The organism is Croceitalea sp. MTPC6 (assembly GCF_036985525.1).
Lineage (GTDB): Bacteria > Bacteroidota > Bacteroidia > Flavobacteriales > Flavobacteriaceae > Croceitalea.
The window spans coordinates 390,330-408,617 of record NZ_BTGR01000003.1 but is presented as its reverse complement, the minus strand read 5'-3'; the positions used below and the strand labels follow the sequence as shown (position 1 = coordinate 408,617).

Annotated in this window: 18 protein-coding genes; 11 read left to right on the top strand and 7 right to left on the bottom strand. The window is 35.5% G+C overall.

Annotated features, from left to right (window positions below; all coding sequences use genetic code 11):
* Positions 1–19: 19 nt before the first annotated feature.
* The 4 genes from AACP56_RS08545 to AACP56_RS08530 all read right to left on the bottom strand — a co-directional run bounded on the left by AACP56_RS08545 (position 20) and on the right by AACP56_RS08530 (position 4,198).
* Complete coding sequence (locus AACP56_RS08545) at positions 20–826, bottom strand: helix-turn-helix domain-containing protein (protein ID WP_339338261.1); 807 nt, start codon at positions 824–826, stop codon at positions 20–22.
* Positions 827–1,003: 177 nt separating this feature from the next.
* Entirely contained in the window at positions 1,004–2,980 is a 1,977-nt protein-coding gene (locus AACP56_RS08540; RefSeq protein WP_339338263.1) for a DUF3352 domain-containing protein, read from the bottom strand.
* 144 nt (positions 2,981–3,124) lie between these two features.
* The gene (locus AACP56_RS08535; RefSeq protein ID WP_339338265.1) at positions 3,125–3,784 is read right to left on the bottom strand and encodes an aspartate kinase; all 660 of its coding nucleotides are present in this window, start codon (positions 3,782–3,784) and stop codon (positions 3,125–3,127) included.
* 54 nt (positions 3,785–3,838) lie between these two features.
* The gene (locus AACP56_RS08530; protein ID WP_339338267.1) at positions 3,839–4,198 is read right to left on the bottom strand and encodes a YraN family protein; all 360 of its coding nucleotides are present in this window, start codon (positions 4,196–4,198) and stop codon (positions 3,839–3,841) included.
* 168 nt (positions 4,199–4,366) lie between these two features.
* Between AACP56_RS08530 and AACP56_RS08525 the strand changes: the two genes are divergently transcribed.
* The 5 genes from AACP56_RS08525 (at position 4,367) to AACP56_RS08505 (ending at position 11,263) form a co-directional block, all read left to right on the top strand.
* A complete protein-coding gene (locus AACP56_RS08525) occupies positions 4,367–5,851 on the top strand; it encodes a DUF1800 domain-containing protein (protein ID WP_339338269.1) in 1,485 nt (494 codons plus the stop codon).
* Positions 5,852–5,861: 10 nt separating this feature from the next.
* Positions 5,862–7,574, top strand: coding sequence for a DUF1501 domain-containing protein (locus AACP56_RS08520; RefSeq protein WP_339338271.1), 1,713 nt, complete (start codon positions 5,862–5,864; stop codon positions 7,572–7,574).
* A 143-nt stretch (positions 7,575–7,717) separates the two neighbouring features.
* Positions 7,718–9,796: a methionine--tRNA ligase gene (gene metG, locus AACP56_RS08515; protein WP_339338273.1), complete on the top strand. Its 2,079-nt coding sequence runs from the start codon at positions 7,718–7,720 to the stop codon at positions 9,794–9,796.
* The gene (locus AACP56_RS08510) at positions 9,796–10,698 is read left to right on the top strand and encodes a histone deacetylase family protein (protein ID WP_339338275.1); all 903 of its coding nucleotides are present in this window, start codon (positions 9,796–9,798) and stop codon (positions 10,696–10,698) included. The genes metG and AACP56_RS08510 overlap by 1 nt, the downstream gene beginning before the upstream one ends.
* Positions 10,699–10,741: 43 nt before the next feature.
* Entirely contained in the window at positions 10,742–11,263 is a 522-nt protein-coding gene (locus AACP56_RS08505) for a ferritin (RefSeq protein WP_339338277.1), read from the top strand.
* Positions 11,264–11,493: 230 nt separating this feature from the next.
* On the opposite strand, the gene AACP56_RS08500 is transcribed toward AACP56_RS08505, so the two are convergent.
* Both AACP56_RS08500 and AACP56_RS08495 read right to left on the bottom strand, forming a co-directional pair.
* The gene (locus AACP56_RS08500; protein ID WP_339338279.1) at positions 11,494–11,889 is read right to left on the bottom strand and encodes a hypothetical protein; all 396 of its coding nucleotides are present in this window, start codon (positions 11,887–11,889) and stop codon (positions 11,494–11,496) included.
* Positions 11,890–12,025: 136 nt separating this feature from the next.
* On the bottom strand, positions 12,026–12,358 hold the full coding sequence (locus AACP56_RS08495) for a single-stranded DNA-binding protein (protein WP_339338281.1): 333 nt from the start codon (positions 12,356–12,358) through the stop codon (positions 12,026–12,028).
* A gap of 271 nt (positions 12,359–12,629) precedes the next feature.
* Between AACP56_RS08495 and AACP56_RS08490 the strand changes: the two genes are divergently transcribed.
* From AACP56_RS08490 to AACP56_RS08465, 6 genes are all read left to right on the top strand, one after another.
* Positions 12,630–13,052 carry an ABA4-like family protein gene (locus tag AACP56_RS08490; protein WP_339338283.1) on the top strand — a complete coding sequence of 141 codons (423 nt, stop codon included), beginning with the start codon at positions 12,630–12,632 and terminating at the stop codon, positions 13,050–13,052.
* Positions 13,049–13,849: a hypothetical protein gene (locus tag AACP56_RS08485; RefSeq protein WP_339338285.1), complete on the top strand. Its 801-nt coding sequence runs from the start codon at positions 13,049–13,051 to the stop codon at positions 13,847–13,849. The genes AACP56_RS08490 and AACP56_RS08485 overlap by 4 nt, the downstream gene beginning before the upstream one ends.
* A gap of 8 nt (positions 13,850–13,857) precedes the next feature.
* Complete coding sequence (locus AACP56_RS08480; protein WP_339338287.1) at positions 13,858–14,940, top strand: sensor histidine kinase; 1,083 nt, start codon at positions 13,858–13,860, stop codon at positions 14,938–14,940.
* Positions 14,921–15,673: a LytR/AlgR family response regulator transcription factor gene (locus AACP56_RS08475; protein WP_339338289.1), complete on the top strand. Its 753-nt coding sequence runs from the start codon at positions 14,921–14,923 to the stop codon at positions 15,671–15,673. Before AACP56_RS08480 ends, AACP56_RS08475 begins: the two co-directional genes overlap by 20 nt.
* A 96-nt stretch (positions 15,674–15,769) precedes the next feature.
* Positions 15,770–16,063, top strand: coding sequence for a GNAT family N-acetyltransferase (locus AACP56_RS08470; protein ID WP_339338291.1), 294 nt, complete (start codon positions 15,770–15,772; stop codon positions 16,061–16,063).
* Between the two features lies 1 nt (position 16,064).
* On the top strand, positions 16,065–16,487 hold the full coding sequence (locus AACP56_RS08465; protein ID WP_339338293.1) for a (4Fe-4S)-binding protein: 423 nt from the start codon (positions 16,065–16,067) through the stop codon (positions 16,485–16,487).
* Between the two features lie 22 nt (positions 16,488–16,509).
* On the opposite strand, the gene AACP56_RS08460 is transcribed toward AACP56_RS08465, so the two are convergent.
* Positions 16,510–18,288 carry a hypothetical protein gene (locus AACP56_RS08460; RefSeq protein WP_339338295.1) on the bottom strand — a complete coding sequence of 593 codons (1,779 nt, stop codon included), beginning with the start codon at positions 18,286–18,288 and terminating at the stop codon, positions 16,510–16,512.

Below are 18,288 nucleotides of genomic sequence, written 5' to 3'. Positions count from 1 at the left end.
TATTGAGATTTAAGATTTCTCACATCTGCTCTTTTACCAGTGTACTAATTTTATAAAGTAAGACCACTTCAAGTATTACTGCTGGAAAAAACAGGAACAAAGCTACTGGAGATAAAAATACTGTTAGTAAACAAAAAGACATTAGTAACTCTAATCCTCCAGCAGCAAAAGCACTAGTTCGTAAAAGTTTTCCAGATTTTAAAATTGAAATTCCAAACAATATTCCTAGCGCTCCAAAACCTATTGCCTCTGCTAAGATTACAACCTCAAAATTGAATGTTTCGTAAAAAATAGAGATGATATCATAGGTATAGAAAGCCACTAGTGCAATGATGATCAATACAGCTGCAATTTTCATTAAATAATTTTTAAGCAGTTTGCCTGAAATAAGGAAACCATAAATAAAAAGGATATTAAAAATGAGCACGAGCATTTTTATTGTAAAATGTCCCCATTGCCCATAGATAAGTTCATCATCATCGAAACGAACATAATCCCCAATCCCTTCAAATACTGCAGCAATTAAAAGTAAAATACCTGAGACTAAAGAAACCGTTAACAATGTATGTATCGACTTCGCTTCTTTTGGTGGAACAGGACTTAGTTTAGTATCTTGAACATTGTCAATTTCTTGTAATGTCTCATAGTCATAATCCAATGCTGAGAGAATGGTTTTTATGGTATAGCTTCTTGGAGAAACTTCACCACTTTCAATACGTTGTAACGTTCTTACATTAATATTACACTGTTCTACAAGCTCTTCTTGGGTAAGCCCCTTTTGCTTTCGTAATTCGGAAATTTTTAATCCCAGTTGTGGTTGTTGCATAACGTTTGATTTTTAAAACTTGAAGCAATGTTACGCTGAAGATAAAACAAGCACAAGAAACTTGCTTGGATTTAACCCGACATTTATACGGCATTTACTATAAACACTGAGTTTGTTGAGATTTCTTACGCTCTTTTAAACATCCTTCGACAGGCTCAGGGTGACAATTCTTAATGATTAAAATCGTTTCTTGTGAAGTAATTCTCCTCCTCTAGTATAATACCTCCACGTACCTACTTGTTCATCTTTACGAAAACGACCTGTTATTTTCTTTTCACCATTGGAATAATATTCAACATAACGACCGTTTTTGAGTCCGTCTTTTAAATCAACCTCAAACCGTGTAATTCCATTACTATATTTTTTGCTGAAGGAGTTTGCATTTAAATCCGTTGGATAAATTGGTTTTAAGTTAAAAATAGCGTCTGTAATTTCTGTGTCCTTAGATACTGCCTTGTTAACAACCTGTATAGTTTGGAATTGTGTATTCGTTTTTACCTCTTCCACGTCTTGGTAATTTACCACCATAGTACTTTCAAACAAGTTATCATCTGGGGTTAATTGAAATCCAACTTGTGGAAAGCAAATGATAAAGTCTTTATTCTTTCGCAACTGCGTCTTAGTTGTTCTGTCCGCTAAAGAATACATATTATCATACAGAACTGGAACATTACTATAGACAAATAGACTGGATGCTGTTTTAAATTTTTTATCAAAAGCAATAAAATCTTCAGAAGTAGCTAATGTTTCTTTTGCTGTATAATTAGAAATTATTGTTTTAAGTGTGTTTGGATTGTCGCTAAAAACCACATAATCTTCTATTTGCGTAAAATATGGTTTGTCAAATTCTTTAAAGCGATTCCCTAATAACATTTTAAAGAATCCTTTTATAGAAAGGAAGTTGATTTCATAGTTCTTATAAGTAACAGTTTTAAATTTTACAGGTGTTTTTTTCTTGATTTGCTTTAGAACGAAATTGAGATTTGATTTTGCGTCATCGGCATCAATTGCTTTTAAAACCAGTGCCAAATCATTCTTTCCTTTTGAAATATCAGATTGTATTTGAAGCAGTGCAATTTCATCGTCTATCCAATCTACAAAGTTTTCTTTTACATCAATCTTTAGGAATTTCTCTACTTTTTCAATCCCCTCCTCGTAGGCTTCGTATTCTTCTGAGCTACCTGCCTTTTGAACCATTTCAAAATTCTTATAAAACTCAGAGAAACTGTCGAAACCATAGCTTACATAAAGAGCTGTTCGTTTTGGGGCTATTTTTGGAATACTTCGCTTTGCAGTACCTGACTTCTGAAGGGCTTCCAAATAATTCTCATTAGCAAAGCTGATATTGGTAAACCCATTTGCTGTAATGGTACTGTTCTTATCCAAATCAAAACTAAAGCCCGAGAATTTGAAGTTTTCACTCACACGGTTCATCCAATCGGGAGGCTCATTGGAAAAACGTTTGTAATATTCATCTAGAAAGTCATATTGTAAGTACAAACGAAACAAATCTTCATAACCAACTTTTTGGTTGATTTCGATAAAATTTAAATCCCGACCCAAAACTGGTTCTTGGTACTGATCAATAGATGCTTCGACCAAAGTGTGGGTATAAGAAGCCACTAACTGATTTTTAATAAAGGCCAAATGCATGGTCTCTTTGCTTTTGCGGTCGTAAATCTCTAAAATTTCATGGTTATGGTAGTTACGTTTGCTCAACACATAACCTTCGTTCAGCAAGGTGTTCAAATAAGTCTTTAGCAGTTTGAGTTTGGCAATACGTTTTAGGTCTAACACATAGAAAATCCCATAGTCTTTTTTGGAAACCATATGGATGGAGATGAACAAAGATCGTCCATCAAAAAACTCAAAAAGCTTTCGCTTGTTATTAAAAATGGTATCTACTTTCTGAATATTTTCTGTAAGCTCGGCGAAATAATCGTTCTTTTGAAGGTGATGCCATGCATCACTTTCACTAATCTTTTTCCAGCTTTCTACTGGCTTTTCAGATTCTATGACAAAAACAGCGTCTTTGGGAATGAGGTATACTGACTGCAGGTTGGTTTTTGGAGAGAGGACAAATATGTAAAGTAGATAGAATAAGTAGAGCGCGAATACTCCTAGAAACCCAAAAAGAATTCTTTTTTTTATCATGATTCATTACCAATACAAAATCTAAACGAAAAAGAAAGGGCTTTAGTTTATCGATACCACTGAAGGGTTTAATAGCCCTCAGTTTAATTTTTTTTGGAAGGGTTTTTATCTAGATGTCTCTTGTAGTTGCTTAGAACTTAGTTACTATAAGGTCTTCAAATCTTTGATAGTTTTAAAAGCAACGTCTACTTGATCATCATTTACTAAAATAGTAAACTCATTTGTGGTAGAAATTACTTCATACAGCACAATCCCTTCCCATGCCAAACGCTGAAAGATGAAGTAATAGATACCTGGAACAGATACATTTTCTGATGGAAGCTTTACCGTCACAGAAGAAAGGTTCTCTGCTTTTTGTGTACACCTTTCGCTTGCAAAAAGTGTCTCTAAGGTTTTATCCAAGCTATTGCTTACAACAATATTAATCTCATTAACACCTCTGGAAGAAGTATAAAAAATATCTTGGTTTTTATTTACTTCTTCTAATAACTTTGCTTGATTGGCCAATATAGTTTCCGAAGAAAGAAAGGTGTAATCAGTAAGATTCGACCGTACCGTTATCTCTCCAATGTTTTTAAGAACCTTTACAATTTTATAGGTTGCACGAAACTCCAAATCATCGGACAAACGTTTTAATGCCATTACTATAGCCCCGTTGCGTACCTCTTTTCCCAATTCCTCTTCAATTTCTGGCTTAACAATTCTAGAAAGTGAGGTAAGATTTATAATCCCTTGGCCAAGGGCACTTTGTAAAAAGGGTTTTTTCTTGATGTAATTTTCAACAACGGCAGATATGGTTTTCATCTCAAATACAAGTTAGAAACAAAAATAACATATTGTTACAAATAAAACAAATGGTTAAAAATGATAGAATGCATCCTTAAGATGCTCTAGCTGAAATTGTTTTCCCTTTTTTAATATGGTAATAATATCAAAACGAACATCAATATCAAGGTCATTTTCCGTGACATAATGATCTGCAGCAGAAACTAATAGGTTTATCTTTTTCTGATTTACGGTTTCCGCTATGTTTTCTAAAAATTCAGAACTACGGGATTTCACCTCAACGATTGCCAAGATATTTCCCTTTTTAGCTATAATATCAATCTCAGCTTTTAGGTATCTGTAGTTTTTATATTTGATTTCATAACCATTTTTGAGAAGAAAATCCAAAGCTTTTTGCTCTCCAAGCTTTCCAAATTCGTTATGTTTTCCCATGTCTGTTGAAAAATATGAAAAATTGTGTGCAGTTCATCGAAAAATTTAGTAGTTAATCGCCATTTCTGCGTTATGGTTGTAAATTTAGTGCTCAATCGAACCACAAACCTACCGTTAAGCACATAGTAACCCCATAAACTATGAACCTATTTAACGCCAAATTTTGCTATGGAATATTTCATTAATTGTAATACTTCTAGTCTAGCACAATACACCACACCTTTAGATAAAACTAGGGTCGAACATTTGTATCGTAGACTAGGTTTCAGTGCGTCTGTACAAACCATTAATGCAGCAGTTGGTCAATCAGCCAATGCTTTAGTGGATACTTTAATTAACGAAGCAATAAATCTTGCTCCAATACCTGCTCCTGCTTGGGCAGACTGGACAGATGCCGATTATCCCGAAGATGATGATTTAAGGAGACAACTAAGAAGGTCTCAAAGAGAAGAGTTTTATACCTCTTATGGTAATTCTCTTCTAGATAACAATTTAAGAGATCGCTTAAGTTTCTTCTGGAGTAACCACTTTGTTACGGAATACGATATTTACGATTGTAATTCTTTTCTTTATTACTATGCAAACTGTTTGCAAAGAAATGCCATTGGCAATTTTAGAACGTTCGTTAGCGAAATTGGTCTTACCAGTGCTATGCTTCGTTATTTAGACGGGGTGTTTAACAGAAGAAATAGACCAAATGAGAATTATGCCCGCGAACTTTATGAGTTATTTACTTTGGGCGAAGGAAACGGATATACAGAGGACGACATTGTAGAAACTTCAAAAGCCCTTACTGGTTATACAGAAAGAGGTGAAGTTGGTTGTACACAAATAACCTTTGACCCTGAGCAATTTAATACAGATGACAAAACCATCTTTGACCAAACTGGAAATTGGGGCTATGATGATGTTATTGATATCCTTTTTACACAAAAAGAGGACTTAATTGCCAATTTCATTTGTATGAAATTGTACGAATTTTTTGTTCATCCAGATTCATCCGATGCAAGTAGTAATGCCCCTCAGATTATTTCAGAGCTGGCAACAACTTTTGTTGCCAACAATTTTGAATTGGCACCGGTATTATCCCAATTATTTAAAAGTCAACACTTTTTTGATGAGACTGCAATTGGAGTAATTATTAAGAGCCCGTTCGATTTATACCTGAATTTTATAAAAGAAACGAATTTTACATATAATGATGGTTTAGTAGTTAATGCTATTGATGCATCTAGAATGATTGGTCAATCACTTTTTGACCCTGTGGACGTTGCAGGTTGGCAACGTGACAGACAGTGGATCAATACCAATTTTATGATTGGAAGATGGCTGAGCATGGAAACATTTGTACAGCTATTTTATCAGGCAGATACGGAGCAGTTTAGAACGTTGGGTATTCAAGCTACGGGGCCAACTGGAGCTACAGAATCTGACCCAGACGTTGTAGCAAGAGCTATAATTGATAAGTTCTTACCAAAGGGCCTATTAACAGAAGAAGATTATGCTGTTGCTATTGCTGCATTCAGGGAACCTTACGAAGACAATAATGTCTACGAGACCGGAACGTGGAATATGATGTTGGATGATGCGGATTCGCAAGTCTACCTATTATTATTACATCTTGTTAAAGAACCTGAATTTCAACTAAAATAAACCTACAATTATGTGCGATACACATCACGATACAACTCCTTATAAAGGCCTTGAACATGAAGGTCACGATATTGAACATAAAAACTGGAGCAGACGTTCCTTTATCCAAGCACTAGGTATTGCTGGTTCTGGATCTATGTTTTTAGGAAGCAACATGCTTACAGCCTCAGCTCCTTCACCATTAACAATGGCAATGGGTGACGCTGAAACTGATAATATATTAATCTTGATACGTCTTTCTGGCGGAAATGATGGCCTTAGTACCGTTATTCCTATTCAGCAATACGACACTTACGCTAATTCGAGACCAAATATTTACATCCCAGAAAGTAAGGTCTTAAAACTAACAGATGATTTTGGAATCCCAAGTTACATGAACTCTTTGGAGTCACTTTGGGGTGATGGTCAGTTTAAGGCCGTTCATGGCGTTGGTTATCAAGGTCAAAGTCAATCTCATTTTACAGGTTCTGACATTTTTGCAAATACCGATTTAACGTCTACTGGTTTTTCAGGTTTGGATACGGGTTGGATGGGAAGACATTTTGAAGAATGTTTTCCAAACTATTTGATAGACCCACCAGCTTCACCAGCTGCTATTCAAATAGGGAATTTAGCCAATCTTGTTTTTCAAGGTGAAGAAACCAATTATGCCTTTGTAACAAATAATGTAGAGCAATTAGAAAGAATTGCGGACGACGGCGAATATTATAGCTTAGATGAAGCACTTTTTGATGGGTGTATGTATGGTGACCAAGTGAAGTTTTTAAGAGGTGTTTCCAATACCACAGAAAAATATGCAGGTCAAATATACGCAGCTGCACAAGCTGGGCAAAACCAAGTGGAATATCAAGACAATAATTTCGCAAGACAGTTAGCACTTTTAGCTCGTTTGATAAAAGGAAACCTAGGCACCAAGGTATATATGATTTCTATGGGTGGTTTTGATACCCACGGTAACCAACCTTTAGCACATGAACGTCTAATGTCGAATCTATCCATAGCCGTTAATAATTTCTATGAAGATTTAGCATTTACACAACAGGATGAGAAAGTTCTAAGTATGACTTTTTCTGAATTTGGACGACGAATTTTTGAAAATGGTTCCAATGGAACCGACCATGGAAAGGCCGCCCCCACCCTTTTCTTTGGTTCTGGATTAAATGGTAGTGCCTTTGTAGGTGACCATCCAGATTTAGTAGAAGGTGATGGTAGAGGTAATCTGGATTACACTATGGATTTCCGTAATCTATATGGTACTGTACTTGCTGAATGGCTTTGCGTTCCAAGAGAAGCTGTAGAAAGACATTTAGATTTTCAATATACCGCAGTAAACCTAGGCTTTAATTGTAGTGGAGAAACTTTTGATGACATTGCCATGAGTGATGACCCTCCAACATTGCCGGATACACCACCAAGTGATGATCCAGATGCAATGGATCCAACAGATCCAGAATTGGCAAACAGAATTATACACAAACCCTATTATCCAACAGATAATGCACCACATATTTATCTAGAAATGCCATTCGCAGCTCATGTAGATATTCAGTTGTATAATATTATTGGACAAAACGTAGGTACTGTATTTAATGAGATGATGCTTGAAGGTTCCGCTGAAATAAATATTAGGGAACGCATGAGAGGTAGTCTTTCTACAGGAAAGTATATCTATCAAATCCAAGTTGGTGACGAAAAGATGAGTAAATCTGTAATGATAGTATAAGCAATACTTGCATTTTCCAGAACCCTCGATAGTGTAACCCCTCACCCCAATTAGGGCTACATGATTCGAGGGTTTCCTTTTTAAACTTTAGTGTAATAATACCCCACTAAAATCAGTATTTTTGAGGCTTAAATTGAATTTTGATGTCTCAAGGGTCACCCTCTCGTTATACCATAACAGCAGCACTACCATATACCAACGGTCCTATACATATTGGTCACTTGGCCGGAGTCTATGTGCCAGCAGATATTTATTCTCGTTATCAACGGCTACAAGGTAAAGATGTAGCTTTTATTTGTGGAAGTGATGAACATGGTGCTGCCATACCCATGAAAGCAAAAAAAGAAGGGGTGTTGCCGCAAGATATTATTGATAAATATCACGGCATCATCAAACAATCATTTAAAGATTTTGGAATCTCTTTTGACAATTATTCTAGAACCTCTGCTCCTATCCATCATGAAACCGCATCTGATTTCTTTAAAAAACTGTATGAGCAAGGTGATTTTGTAGAAGAGACAACAGAGCAATTGTATGATGCGGAAGCAAATCAATTTTTAGCAGATCGATATGTCGTTGGTACCTGTCCCAAATGTGGTAATGAAGAAGCCTATGGGGACCAATGCGAAAACTGTGGTTCATCTTTAAATGCCACCGATTTAATTAATCCAAAATCCACAATTTCTGGAGCAATCCCAACACTTAAAAAGACAAAACATTGGTTTTTACCTCTAGACCGATATGAAGGTTTTTTAAAGGAATGGATTCTAAAAGGTCATAAAAATGATTGGAAACCCAATGTCTATGGGCAATGTAAATCTTGGATTGATGATGGCTTAAAACCAAGAGCAGTTACGCGAGATTTAGATTGGGGTATTCCTGTACCTGTTGAAGGCGGTGAGGGAAAAGTTTTATACGTTTGGTTTGATGCCCCTATCGGCTATATTTCTTCTACTAAAGAGTGGGCAGAAAGAGAAGGTAAAGATTGGGAGCCCTATTGGAAAGATAATAATACTAAAATGCTCCATTTTATTGGTAAGGATAATATTGTTTTTCACTGTATTATTTTTCCAAGTATGCTAAAAGCAAATGGCGATTATATTCTGCCTGAAAATGTGCCTGCAAATGAGTTTTTAAACCTAGAAGGCAACAAATTGTCCACTTCTAAAAATTGGGCGGTATGGCTACATGAATATTTGATTGATTTTCCTGATATGCAAGATGTATTACGTTACACCTTAACAGCTAATGCACCAGAAACCAAGGATAATGATTTTACTTGGAAAGACTTTCAGGCAAGAAATAATAACGAGTTAGTAGCTATTTTTGGAAACTTCATTAATCGAGTTACTGTATTGACCCATAAATATTATGATGGGCAAGTACCAACTCCAGGAGAGCTACAACAAGTTGATATAGATACACAAGAACAATTAAGAAAATTTCCTGAAATCATTTCAAACTCATTGGAACGTTATCGTTTTAGAGAGGCAAGTCAAGAATTATTGAATCTAGCACGCTTAGGGAATAAGTATTTAGCTGATGAAGAACCTTGGAAACTCATAAAAACTGATGAGGAACGAACCAAAACGATAATGTTTGTTGCTTTACAAATTGCAACTGCACTATCGGTTGTAAGCGAACCTTTTTTACCTTTTACTTCCAATAAATTAAAGAATATCCTAAATGTTATTTCGAACGAAGGTGAGAAATCTCTAGAATGGGACTCAATCGCCACTGGAGAAACTCTCCTACTTCCTGGTCACAGAATTCATAAAAGTGAACTGCTGTTCCGTAAAATTGAGGATAAAGAAATTGAAGCGCAGCTAGAGAAACTGGATGCTACCAAAAAACATAATGAGCAAATGAGTAAAGAAGTTGAACCCCAAAAGCCAACTATCACTTTTGAAGATTTTACCAAATTAGATATGCGTATAGGGACTATTCTCGAAGCAGAAAAAATGCCTAAAGCAAATAAATTATTGGTGCTAAAAGTTGATACTGGAATTGACACCCGAACCATAGTCTCTGGTATTTCTGAAAGTTTTAAACCAGAGGATATTGTAGGTAAACAAGTCACTGTTTTGGCAAATCTTGCTCCAAGAAAATTACGTGGCGTTGAAAGTGAAGGCATGATTTTAATGACGGAAAACGCTGAAGGCAAACTAGTTTTTGTAAATCCTGATGAAGCTGGTGTTGCAAATGGTGATACCATTAGCTAATGCTCAAAATAGCTTACCACCCTATTTACAAACACCATCTGCCAGATGGGCATCGGTTTCCAATGCTTAAGTATGAATTGTTACCGCAACAATTGCTTCATGAGGGAACTTGCACAGATGAGAACTTTTTTGAACCCGATGTTGTTGATGAAAAATCAATCTTAGCAGTTCACAATCAAAATTATTATTTAGATTTAGTTAATCTAAATTTAAAACCGAGCGCAGCACGAAAAATAGGTTTTCCACTCTCTAAAGAGTTGGTACTACGCGAGCAAATTATCGCGGATGGCACCATTAAATGCTGTGAATTTGCACTCCAAAACGGAATTGCCATGAATATCGCTGGTGGCACGCATCATGCTTATACCAATAGAGGTGAAGCATTTTGTATGCTTAATGACCAAGCTATTGGAGCTAGGTATCTTCAATATAAAAATCTAGCCAAAAAAATATTGATTGTAGACTTAGATGTGCATCAAGGGAACGGCACCTCAGAAATTTTTCAAAACGATGACTCGGTCTTTACCTTTTCCATGCATGGAGCATCAAACTATCCTTTTAAAAAAGAAAAATCCGACTTAGATATTCCATTGGAAAAAGGAACTGATGATGAAACCTATCTTACTATTTTAAAGGAAGCCCTTCCAAAACTTATAGAAAAGTTTCAACCAGATTTTATATTTTACCTATGTGGGGTAGACATTTTAGCCTCTGACAAATTGGGGACTTTGGGGATGTCCATAGCGGGTTGTTTGGAACGTGATCGTTTTGTACTACAAACTTGTTATGATTTAAAAATTCCTGTACAATGCAGTATGGGCGGTGGATATTCCCCAGATATAAAAATTATTGTTGAGGCACATACCAATACATTTCGTTTAGCCCAGAAAATCTTCTTTTAAGTCCAGTAAATAGATTTCGTAACTTTATCAAAAAATAGCAACTATGTTATCTAAGAAACTGGAAAAAGCACTTAATGAGCAAATACGAATAGAAGCAGAATCTTCACAGACCTACCTTTCCATGGCATCTTGGGCAGAGGTAAAAGGCTTGGAAGGAGTTGCTGGGTTTATGTATGGACATTCGGACGAAGAACGTATGCATATGCTAAAATTGGTCAAATACGTAAATGAACGCGGAGGTCATGCCATAGTTTCTGACTTGAAAGCACCAGAAACAGAATTTGGAACATTAACTAAAATGCTTCAAAAGCTCTATGATCACGAAGTTTTTGTATCGCAAAGTATCAACGAATTGGTACATGTCACTTTAGAGGAAAAAGATTATGCTACCCACAATTTCTTGCAATGGTATGTAGCAGAACAATTGGAAGAAGAAGCATTGGCACGTACTGTTTTGGATAAAATAAATCTGATTGGTGACGACAAGGGAGGGCTTTACCTTTTTGATAGGGACATACAACAACTCACGGTTGAAAGTGCTGCCTCTGATACTTTAGAAGAGTAATTTTAACAATTAATCTTATTTAGATTAATTTAAAATAGTATATTTTTGTCCCATTCTCTTTTGAAAATGGGCAAGAAAAAGAAAAGTTCTTCTAAAAAGAAAAAAGCACAGCTTAAGGAGCTAGTGCCAAACAACTGTAAGACCAAATGCTGTAAAAAGTATAAAAAGTCTGAAAGTAAGCGTTGTAAGCGTTGCCCCTGTTATGATTTACTTAAAAAAGTAGCTTAACCTTATTTATTTTTATTTGTCGAAACCAACGCCTCAATTGAAGTACTGTTTGGGTAGGCTTCAAAATAAATGGAAGTGTTTTTTTCGAACAGCTCACTATGTAGACATTTTGAAGAGCAGACCAGCTTGTGCTGTCTGTAATATTTTGCCTTATATTTTAAATAATACTGGTATGCTTTGCTGTTTTTAAGTGCCAATACCCGCTCAAAAGATTTCTGGTCTTTCCAAAAATCCCGTTCATCTTCTACAGAGGCAAAATTATAGTTTAGCTCGTACCTTGTATCTTTTTCCGCTAGCGAAGCATAAAAAGACTCAGTGTTCGGAAGACCCATTCCTTGCCCCCATAACCCAAAAGGAATGGTCATCAAAACAAGTACTATTGTGCCTAGCTGTTTCACTAATCTACTTTTATAAAAGACGTTTGAAGGTACATTTAGTTGCACCATTTTGTATTAAGTTATTGTTAATACTTGATAAGAAAAAAGAAAGAGGGCAAAATGCCCTCTTTTATCGATAGTTTGTTTTTTTTAATTATTATTTGCCAAGCATCAAAAGTTCATTACATCTAACCTCAGTTACATATCGTTTATCACCTTCTTTAGTTTCATAAGAGCGATGTGTTAGTTTACCCTCTACAGCCACTTGTTTTCCTTTTACTAAATAATTCTCAACAATTTCTGCAGTCTTGCCCCAGGCAATAACATTGTGCCATTGCACATCTTCTACCTTTTCGCCTTGGACATTTTTATAGCTTTCACTTGTGGCTATGGAAAACTTAGCTAATTTGTTTCCATTTTCCATGGTTACAATTTCTGGGTCTTGCCCTAAATTACCAATCAACTGTACTTTGTTTTTTAATGCGTTCATCTTTCTAATTTTATGGATTAACAGTTAATACTATCAAGCCAACTCGACTTGACACTGCAAACCTAGAACGTGATAGAAAGAAGATTCGGTTTGGAAGTATTTATTTTCGTTTGTAGTCGTTTGTAGTCGTTTGAAAATGTATATAATTCCCTTAGCGATGGCAATTCAATCATCTTTAACGATGATTCAACTGAAAGTAATTTTATTTTCAATGTAACAACCACATATTTGATGTATAATTAAGCCAATCAACCTTTTAAAGCAACTAATTATGTCTCCGACCGATGTTTTTTCTTTAGCAAATATGACCGCTATGCCTATGTGGATTCTAATGATTTTCCTTCCTAAATGGAGAGTAACACGGTTCTTAATTGACTATAAAGTTATTCCAATAGCACTAGCACTAGTTTATGCCTTCTATATTATTACTGCAATACAAATAGGTGGTGCAATGGATTTTGGCAGTCTGTCTTCTGTCATGGCATTATTTACTGAAGAGAATGCCGTACTAGCAGGTTGGGTTCACTATCTAGCCTTTGATCTATTGGTGGGTATGTGGATGCTAAACCTAAACAAAGAATTAAAAATTCATCAATTACTAATGGCTCCCTGCCTGTTCGGAACATTTATGTTTGGTCCTATCGGATTTTTAGCCTTTATGATTGTAAAAACCATTAAACAAAACCAGAAATGAAAACTATAAACCAACTATTAAACACTGTAAAACAATCTAGTCCAATACTTTATTGGGTTGTAATAATTCATTTCCTATTTGCCATAATATGTCTAATCGGATTACCATTTGATGAAAGAACCCTTATGGGTGTTAATGTCTGGATAAAGCCATTAAAATTTTCAATCTCGGGTGGCATCTATATTTTAACGCTAGGTTTTCTTACAACACTTTATCCTTTTTCAAGAAGAAAGAAAAACATTATTACCAATACTGTAGCGATAACACTATTGTTAGAGATTGGCATCGTAATCTTCCAAGCAGCAAGAGGTGTCAAATCACATTATAATATCTCTTCTGCATTCGATGGTATGCTCTTTGCCGCTATGGGAATTTTAATTGCAATAAATGTCTTAATAATGGTATTGTTTATCTTCGAGACCATACGATTGAAATTGAACACAACAAAGTCCATCCAATGGGCCATCTTACTAGGTTGGATAATTGTAGTATTTGGGAGTTGGGTAGGTGGTCAAATGATAAGCCAAATGGCACATAATGTTGGTGTTGCAGATGGTGGAGCAGGCCTCCCTTTGGTAAATTGGAGTACAATTGCTGGTGATTTGAGAATAGCACATTTTTTTGGGTTGCATGCCATACAAGTAATACCATTATTCGCCTTGTGGGTATCTAAAAAATGGAATATTAATACTAGAAAGCAACTATTTGCAGTAATAATTTTTGGATTACTCTATGCAGGTTGGATTGGATTCACATTCTACCAAGCAAAAATGGGTATGGCATTAATTAAAATCTAATAAACAGTATGTCCAATGCTAGGGAAAAACGAATAAAATATTTAGGCTTTGATGACTTTTGGTTTACAGTCGTTGGGATTCTAATCCTAAGTTTTATTACAGATTATCTTTTTAGTAAATCTTTCTTCCGTTTTCCTTTTGGTGAAGCTATAATTAGTTGGAGCGTTTCCTTATTTTTTACCATTTGCAACTGGTTTATCGCAAGAAAAGTGATTATTATTTTACGAAAAAAATATACCGAATTTACTGATGTTGGAAAGCGCCTTGCATTACTATTCCTTGCTATTGTATGTACCGTATTATCGGTAGATTTTGTTGGGAATAAAATCTTATCATTAGTATTTGGCAAGGATTATAATGCCTTAAGTCCATCTAAAATTCTTTTACCTGTTATCATCATCAGTACCATGACCATGGCTATATACGAAGCCATTTATTATTATATACGTTTAAAAAAATCCATTCGAGAAGAAGAACAAGCAAAGCAAGCTATGGTACAAGCAGAGTTGGATGCTTTAAAGAATCAGGCACAGCCCCATTTTTTGTTCAATACCTTAAATACTTTACGCGATATCATTGATCAAAACTCTAAAGAAGATGCAAAAGAATTTGTGGACAAGCTGTCCAATGTGTATCGATTTATATTGGAGTCTGGAAACGCAAATCTTACTTCCTTAAAACAAGAATTAAAGTTTGCCCAATCCTATATCCACATACAATCTGAAAGGTTTGGAAAGAATCTTAAAACGAACTGGAACATTCCAGAAATTGCCTTGGACAGGATGCTAGTTCCTATGAGCCTTCAACTTTTATTGGAAAATGCGATAAAACACAACGTTATTTCCAAAGCAAAGCCGCTTTTGATAAATGTAGAAGTAGAAAATGATTATTTAGTTGTAGCCAATAAAATTCAACCAAAATCCACTCAAATACCATCAACAAAAGTGGGTCTAAAGAATATTGAAAAACGGTATCATTTAATCTCTGGTAAATCCATTGAAATAAAAAGTGATAAAGACCATTTTCGTATTGCTATTCCATTGTTAAAATCATCAGATCAAAAAAATTATCATGGAGATACTGATCATTGAAGACGAATCTCGTGCGGCAAATCAATTACAAAGTATGCTACAGCAATGTAGTTTTGATTATCGTTTGTTGGGAATTATTGATACGGTAGAAGATGCCGTTCTTTGGTTTCAAAAAAACAATGCTCCAGACCTGATATTTATGGATATCCAATTGGCAGATGGGTTAAGTTTTGAAATATTTCAAAAAATAGATATTGAAGTCCCTATCATTTTTACAACTGCTTTTGACCAATACGCCATTCAAGCATTTAAAGTAAATAGTGTGGACTATTTATTAAAACCCATTCAAAAAGAGGAATTGGGTATTGCCTTAAATAAATTTATAAAGTCTAATAAACAATCGACAGTAGCACCATTTGTTTTAAAACAACTTCTGAGCAGTATACAAGGAGCTAAAAAAAGAGAAGGCTTACTGGTTAAAGAGGGCGGCGGATTTGTTCAAGTTAAGATTTTGGATTTTTTGTATTTCTATTCCCAAGAAAGTATCACTTTTGGAGTAACCGCCACTAAAAGATATATTATAGACGAATCTATAGACCAACTATTTAGTACACTGGAACAGAATCAATTTTATAAGATCAATCGCGGACAGTTAGTTTCAAAAAAAGCAATTCAGAAGATAAACCCCTATTTTAACCACAGGATCAAACTTTCCATTTTAAACCCTAGAGACCAAGAATTTATAGTTAGCAGACAAAAGACAAGCGATTTTAAAAATTGGATGAATGCATAATTTATTTTTCATGATTTGTATTTCTTTTTGGTAGTGCCTATAGACCGTGGTTGATATAAAAAAATAAAGTAACTTTAAGCAAGTCAATCACTACCCATGGAACATTCACTTTTTGACAATCAAGAAAAGAAACAATACGAATTTCACATAGATGAGCATATCCCAAAAATAGAATACATTAAAACCAAAGATAAAATCTATCTAACCCACACCGAAGTTCCTATAGGATTAGAGGGAAAAGGCATTGGGTCAGCCCTAATTAAAAAAGCATTGGAAGATATTAAGGAAAAGGATTTGACTCTTGTTCCCATGTGCCCTTTTGTAGCCATGTACATTAAAAGATATCCAGAATGGAGGTCTCTAGTTTTAAAAGGAATAAACATTGCCTAAAATGGAAAGAGAAATTATAAAAGAATATACTAACGGAGATTTGACCGTTATTTGGAAACCAAAAAAATGTATCCATTCAGAAATTTGTGTAAAAACCCTTCCAGAAGTTTACGACCCAAATGGCAAACCCTGGATAAAGCCCGAAAACGCTCCGGTTGATGCCTTAAAATCACAAATTGATAAATGCCCGTCCGGTGCATTGACCTATAAAACAAAAGGAGAAACCAAAATGGAAGAAACTAAAGTAACCGAATGCAGTATTGTTGAAAACGGGCCTTTACTGGTCAGCGGTAATCTAAAAGTGGTACTGGCCGATGGCACTGAAGAAATAAAAAAACGCTCAACTGCTTTTTGCCGTTGTGGTGCCTCCAACAACAAACCGTATTGTGATGGCACCCATAAAAAAATAGATTTTAAGGGGTAGAAATAAAACTGAATAGCCAGTCTTATTTAACGTTAAAAGTTTTTGTCAATGTAACTGGAGTCCCATCATTGGCAAATCCTTCCAAAGTGATTTCAAAATCTCCTTCAAGGTCCGATGTGTAAAACTCAACACTAACATCCCTCTTATTTACCTTCAAATTTGGCTCCCACAACAATTGATATCTAAAATCCAGTAACTGATCTGCATTAGTATCAGTTCCATCATACTTTTGTTGGTAATATTTTTTAAAGGGCTCCGGTGGTACAATATCTACAAATAAGCCATGACTTCCCATGTAATAAGGAACGTAGTCATGGTCTATGGTTTCAAAGTTCAAAACACCCTGAAAAATCTTGGGACCAACCACATATTTGTCCCTTAAGAATGATATGTGCTGCACGTCCCTAGCATTATATTCAGCGAGTTGAGCATGATCTTGAATAGGAATACCGTCCATTAATACCAAGGGCGGAAAATCCATTAATTGAAAGTCATATTGATATGGTAAAATTTGAAATAGGGATTGGTTCTGTCCAATCCTTTTCGTCCATACCTGGTCAACAACTTCAACCAGCGTTTCCCTAATTGTAGAAAAGCGTGTATGGTCATCCAGATTGTAGGTTGTCATTATCTCTTTTTTAATGGGGAAAATTGCAGGAAGCGGAGCCAAGGAATCTGGTTTCACCGAAAAGTACCCGTTCTCTATTTGGTTATGGACACTCCTTTCCACAATCATTTCTTCCATACTTGGTGTAATAGTGATGCCCCTATATTCCATTTCGGGATAGTTCAATGGAATGGTTTTGTCCAATGTTACGGAATACTTCGCCCTTTTATCACTCAGGACTTGAACGTGAGCTTTCTCTCCAGTATATTTTTTATCTAGATTGACAATAAAATTTCCAAGGCTATCCGAGGTTGCTACTTTTAATTGAAACCCTTCTTCTTCAGGAATGGAAATGACAACATTCATATCTTTATTTGCAAGGTTTTGCTCATTGGCTAAAACTTTACCAGAAATCAGCTCGCCTCTTAACTCAGGAAGAAACCAGAAATCGCTTGAGGTATCTTTAGAACCAGTTTTGTGTTTAATTCGAGTAAAACCTATAGCAGATACCTTTGAAGGTACAGCAATGGTATCTATTTTTCTAATGGATAAGGAATAATTGCCTTCCAAAGAACCGGCATTCCCTTTCCGTAATCCAAGAACAACCTTTTCCCTCTTGAGATATCGAGTTTTATCAAGAGTCAGCCCAAAAAGTGGTTCACTGTGCTCATTCTGGACAAGTACCTTAGAAGAAACCTGCTTTTCATCATTGTCATTGAAAATAGAATCCAACCCGCGCTTTGGCAATACTTCGCTCTGGGCACTTTGGTAAGGGTTGATAATACTGATATCACCCTGAAAGAAATTTTCTTTATTTCCATTCCTCATCCATTGGGTGTATCCAATTAGTTTGTAATGCCCGGAAGGCATATCCGCAGGAATAAAAAAATCACTTTGGCCAGTACTGTTTTCCAAAAATAGCTTATGCTTAAAAATTGATTCCATTTCTTTATTCACCAATTCTACATAGGCCACTTTACTAAGGGTGCTCAACTTGGTGGCTTTTTCATTGAGGACATAGGCCTTATAGTACAAATACTCCCCAACAAACAAAAGTGAGGTGTTGTAGTGAACATACATCCTTTCTTGCGGCATTGCCGAAAATGTAGAAGATTGCCCGTTTTGGGGATAAAGACCTTGGTGGTCCGTTAAAAGACCATAAATAAGTAATAATATTACAATTGTTGCCCTCAT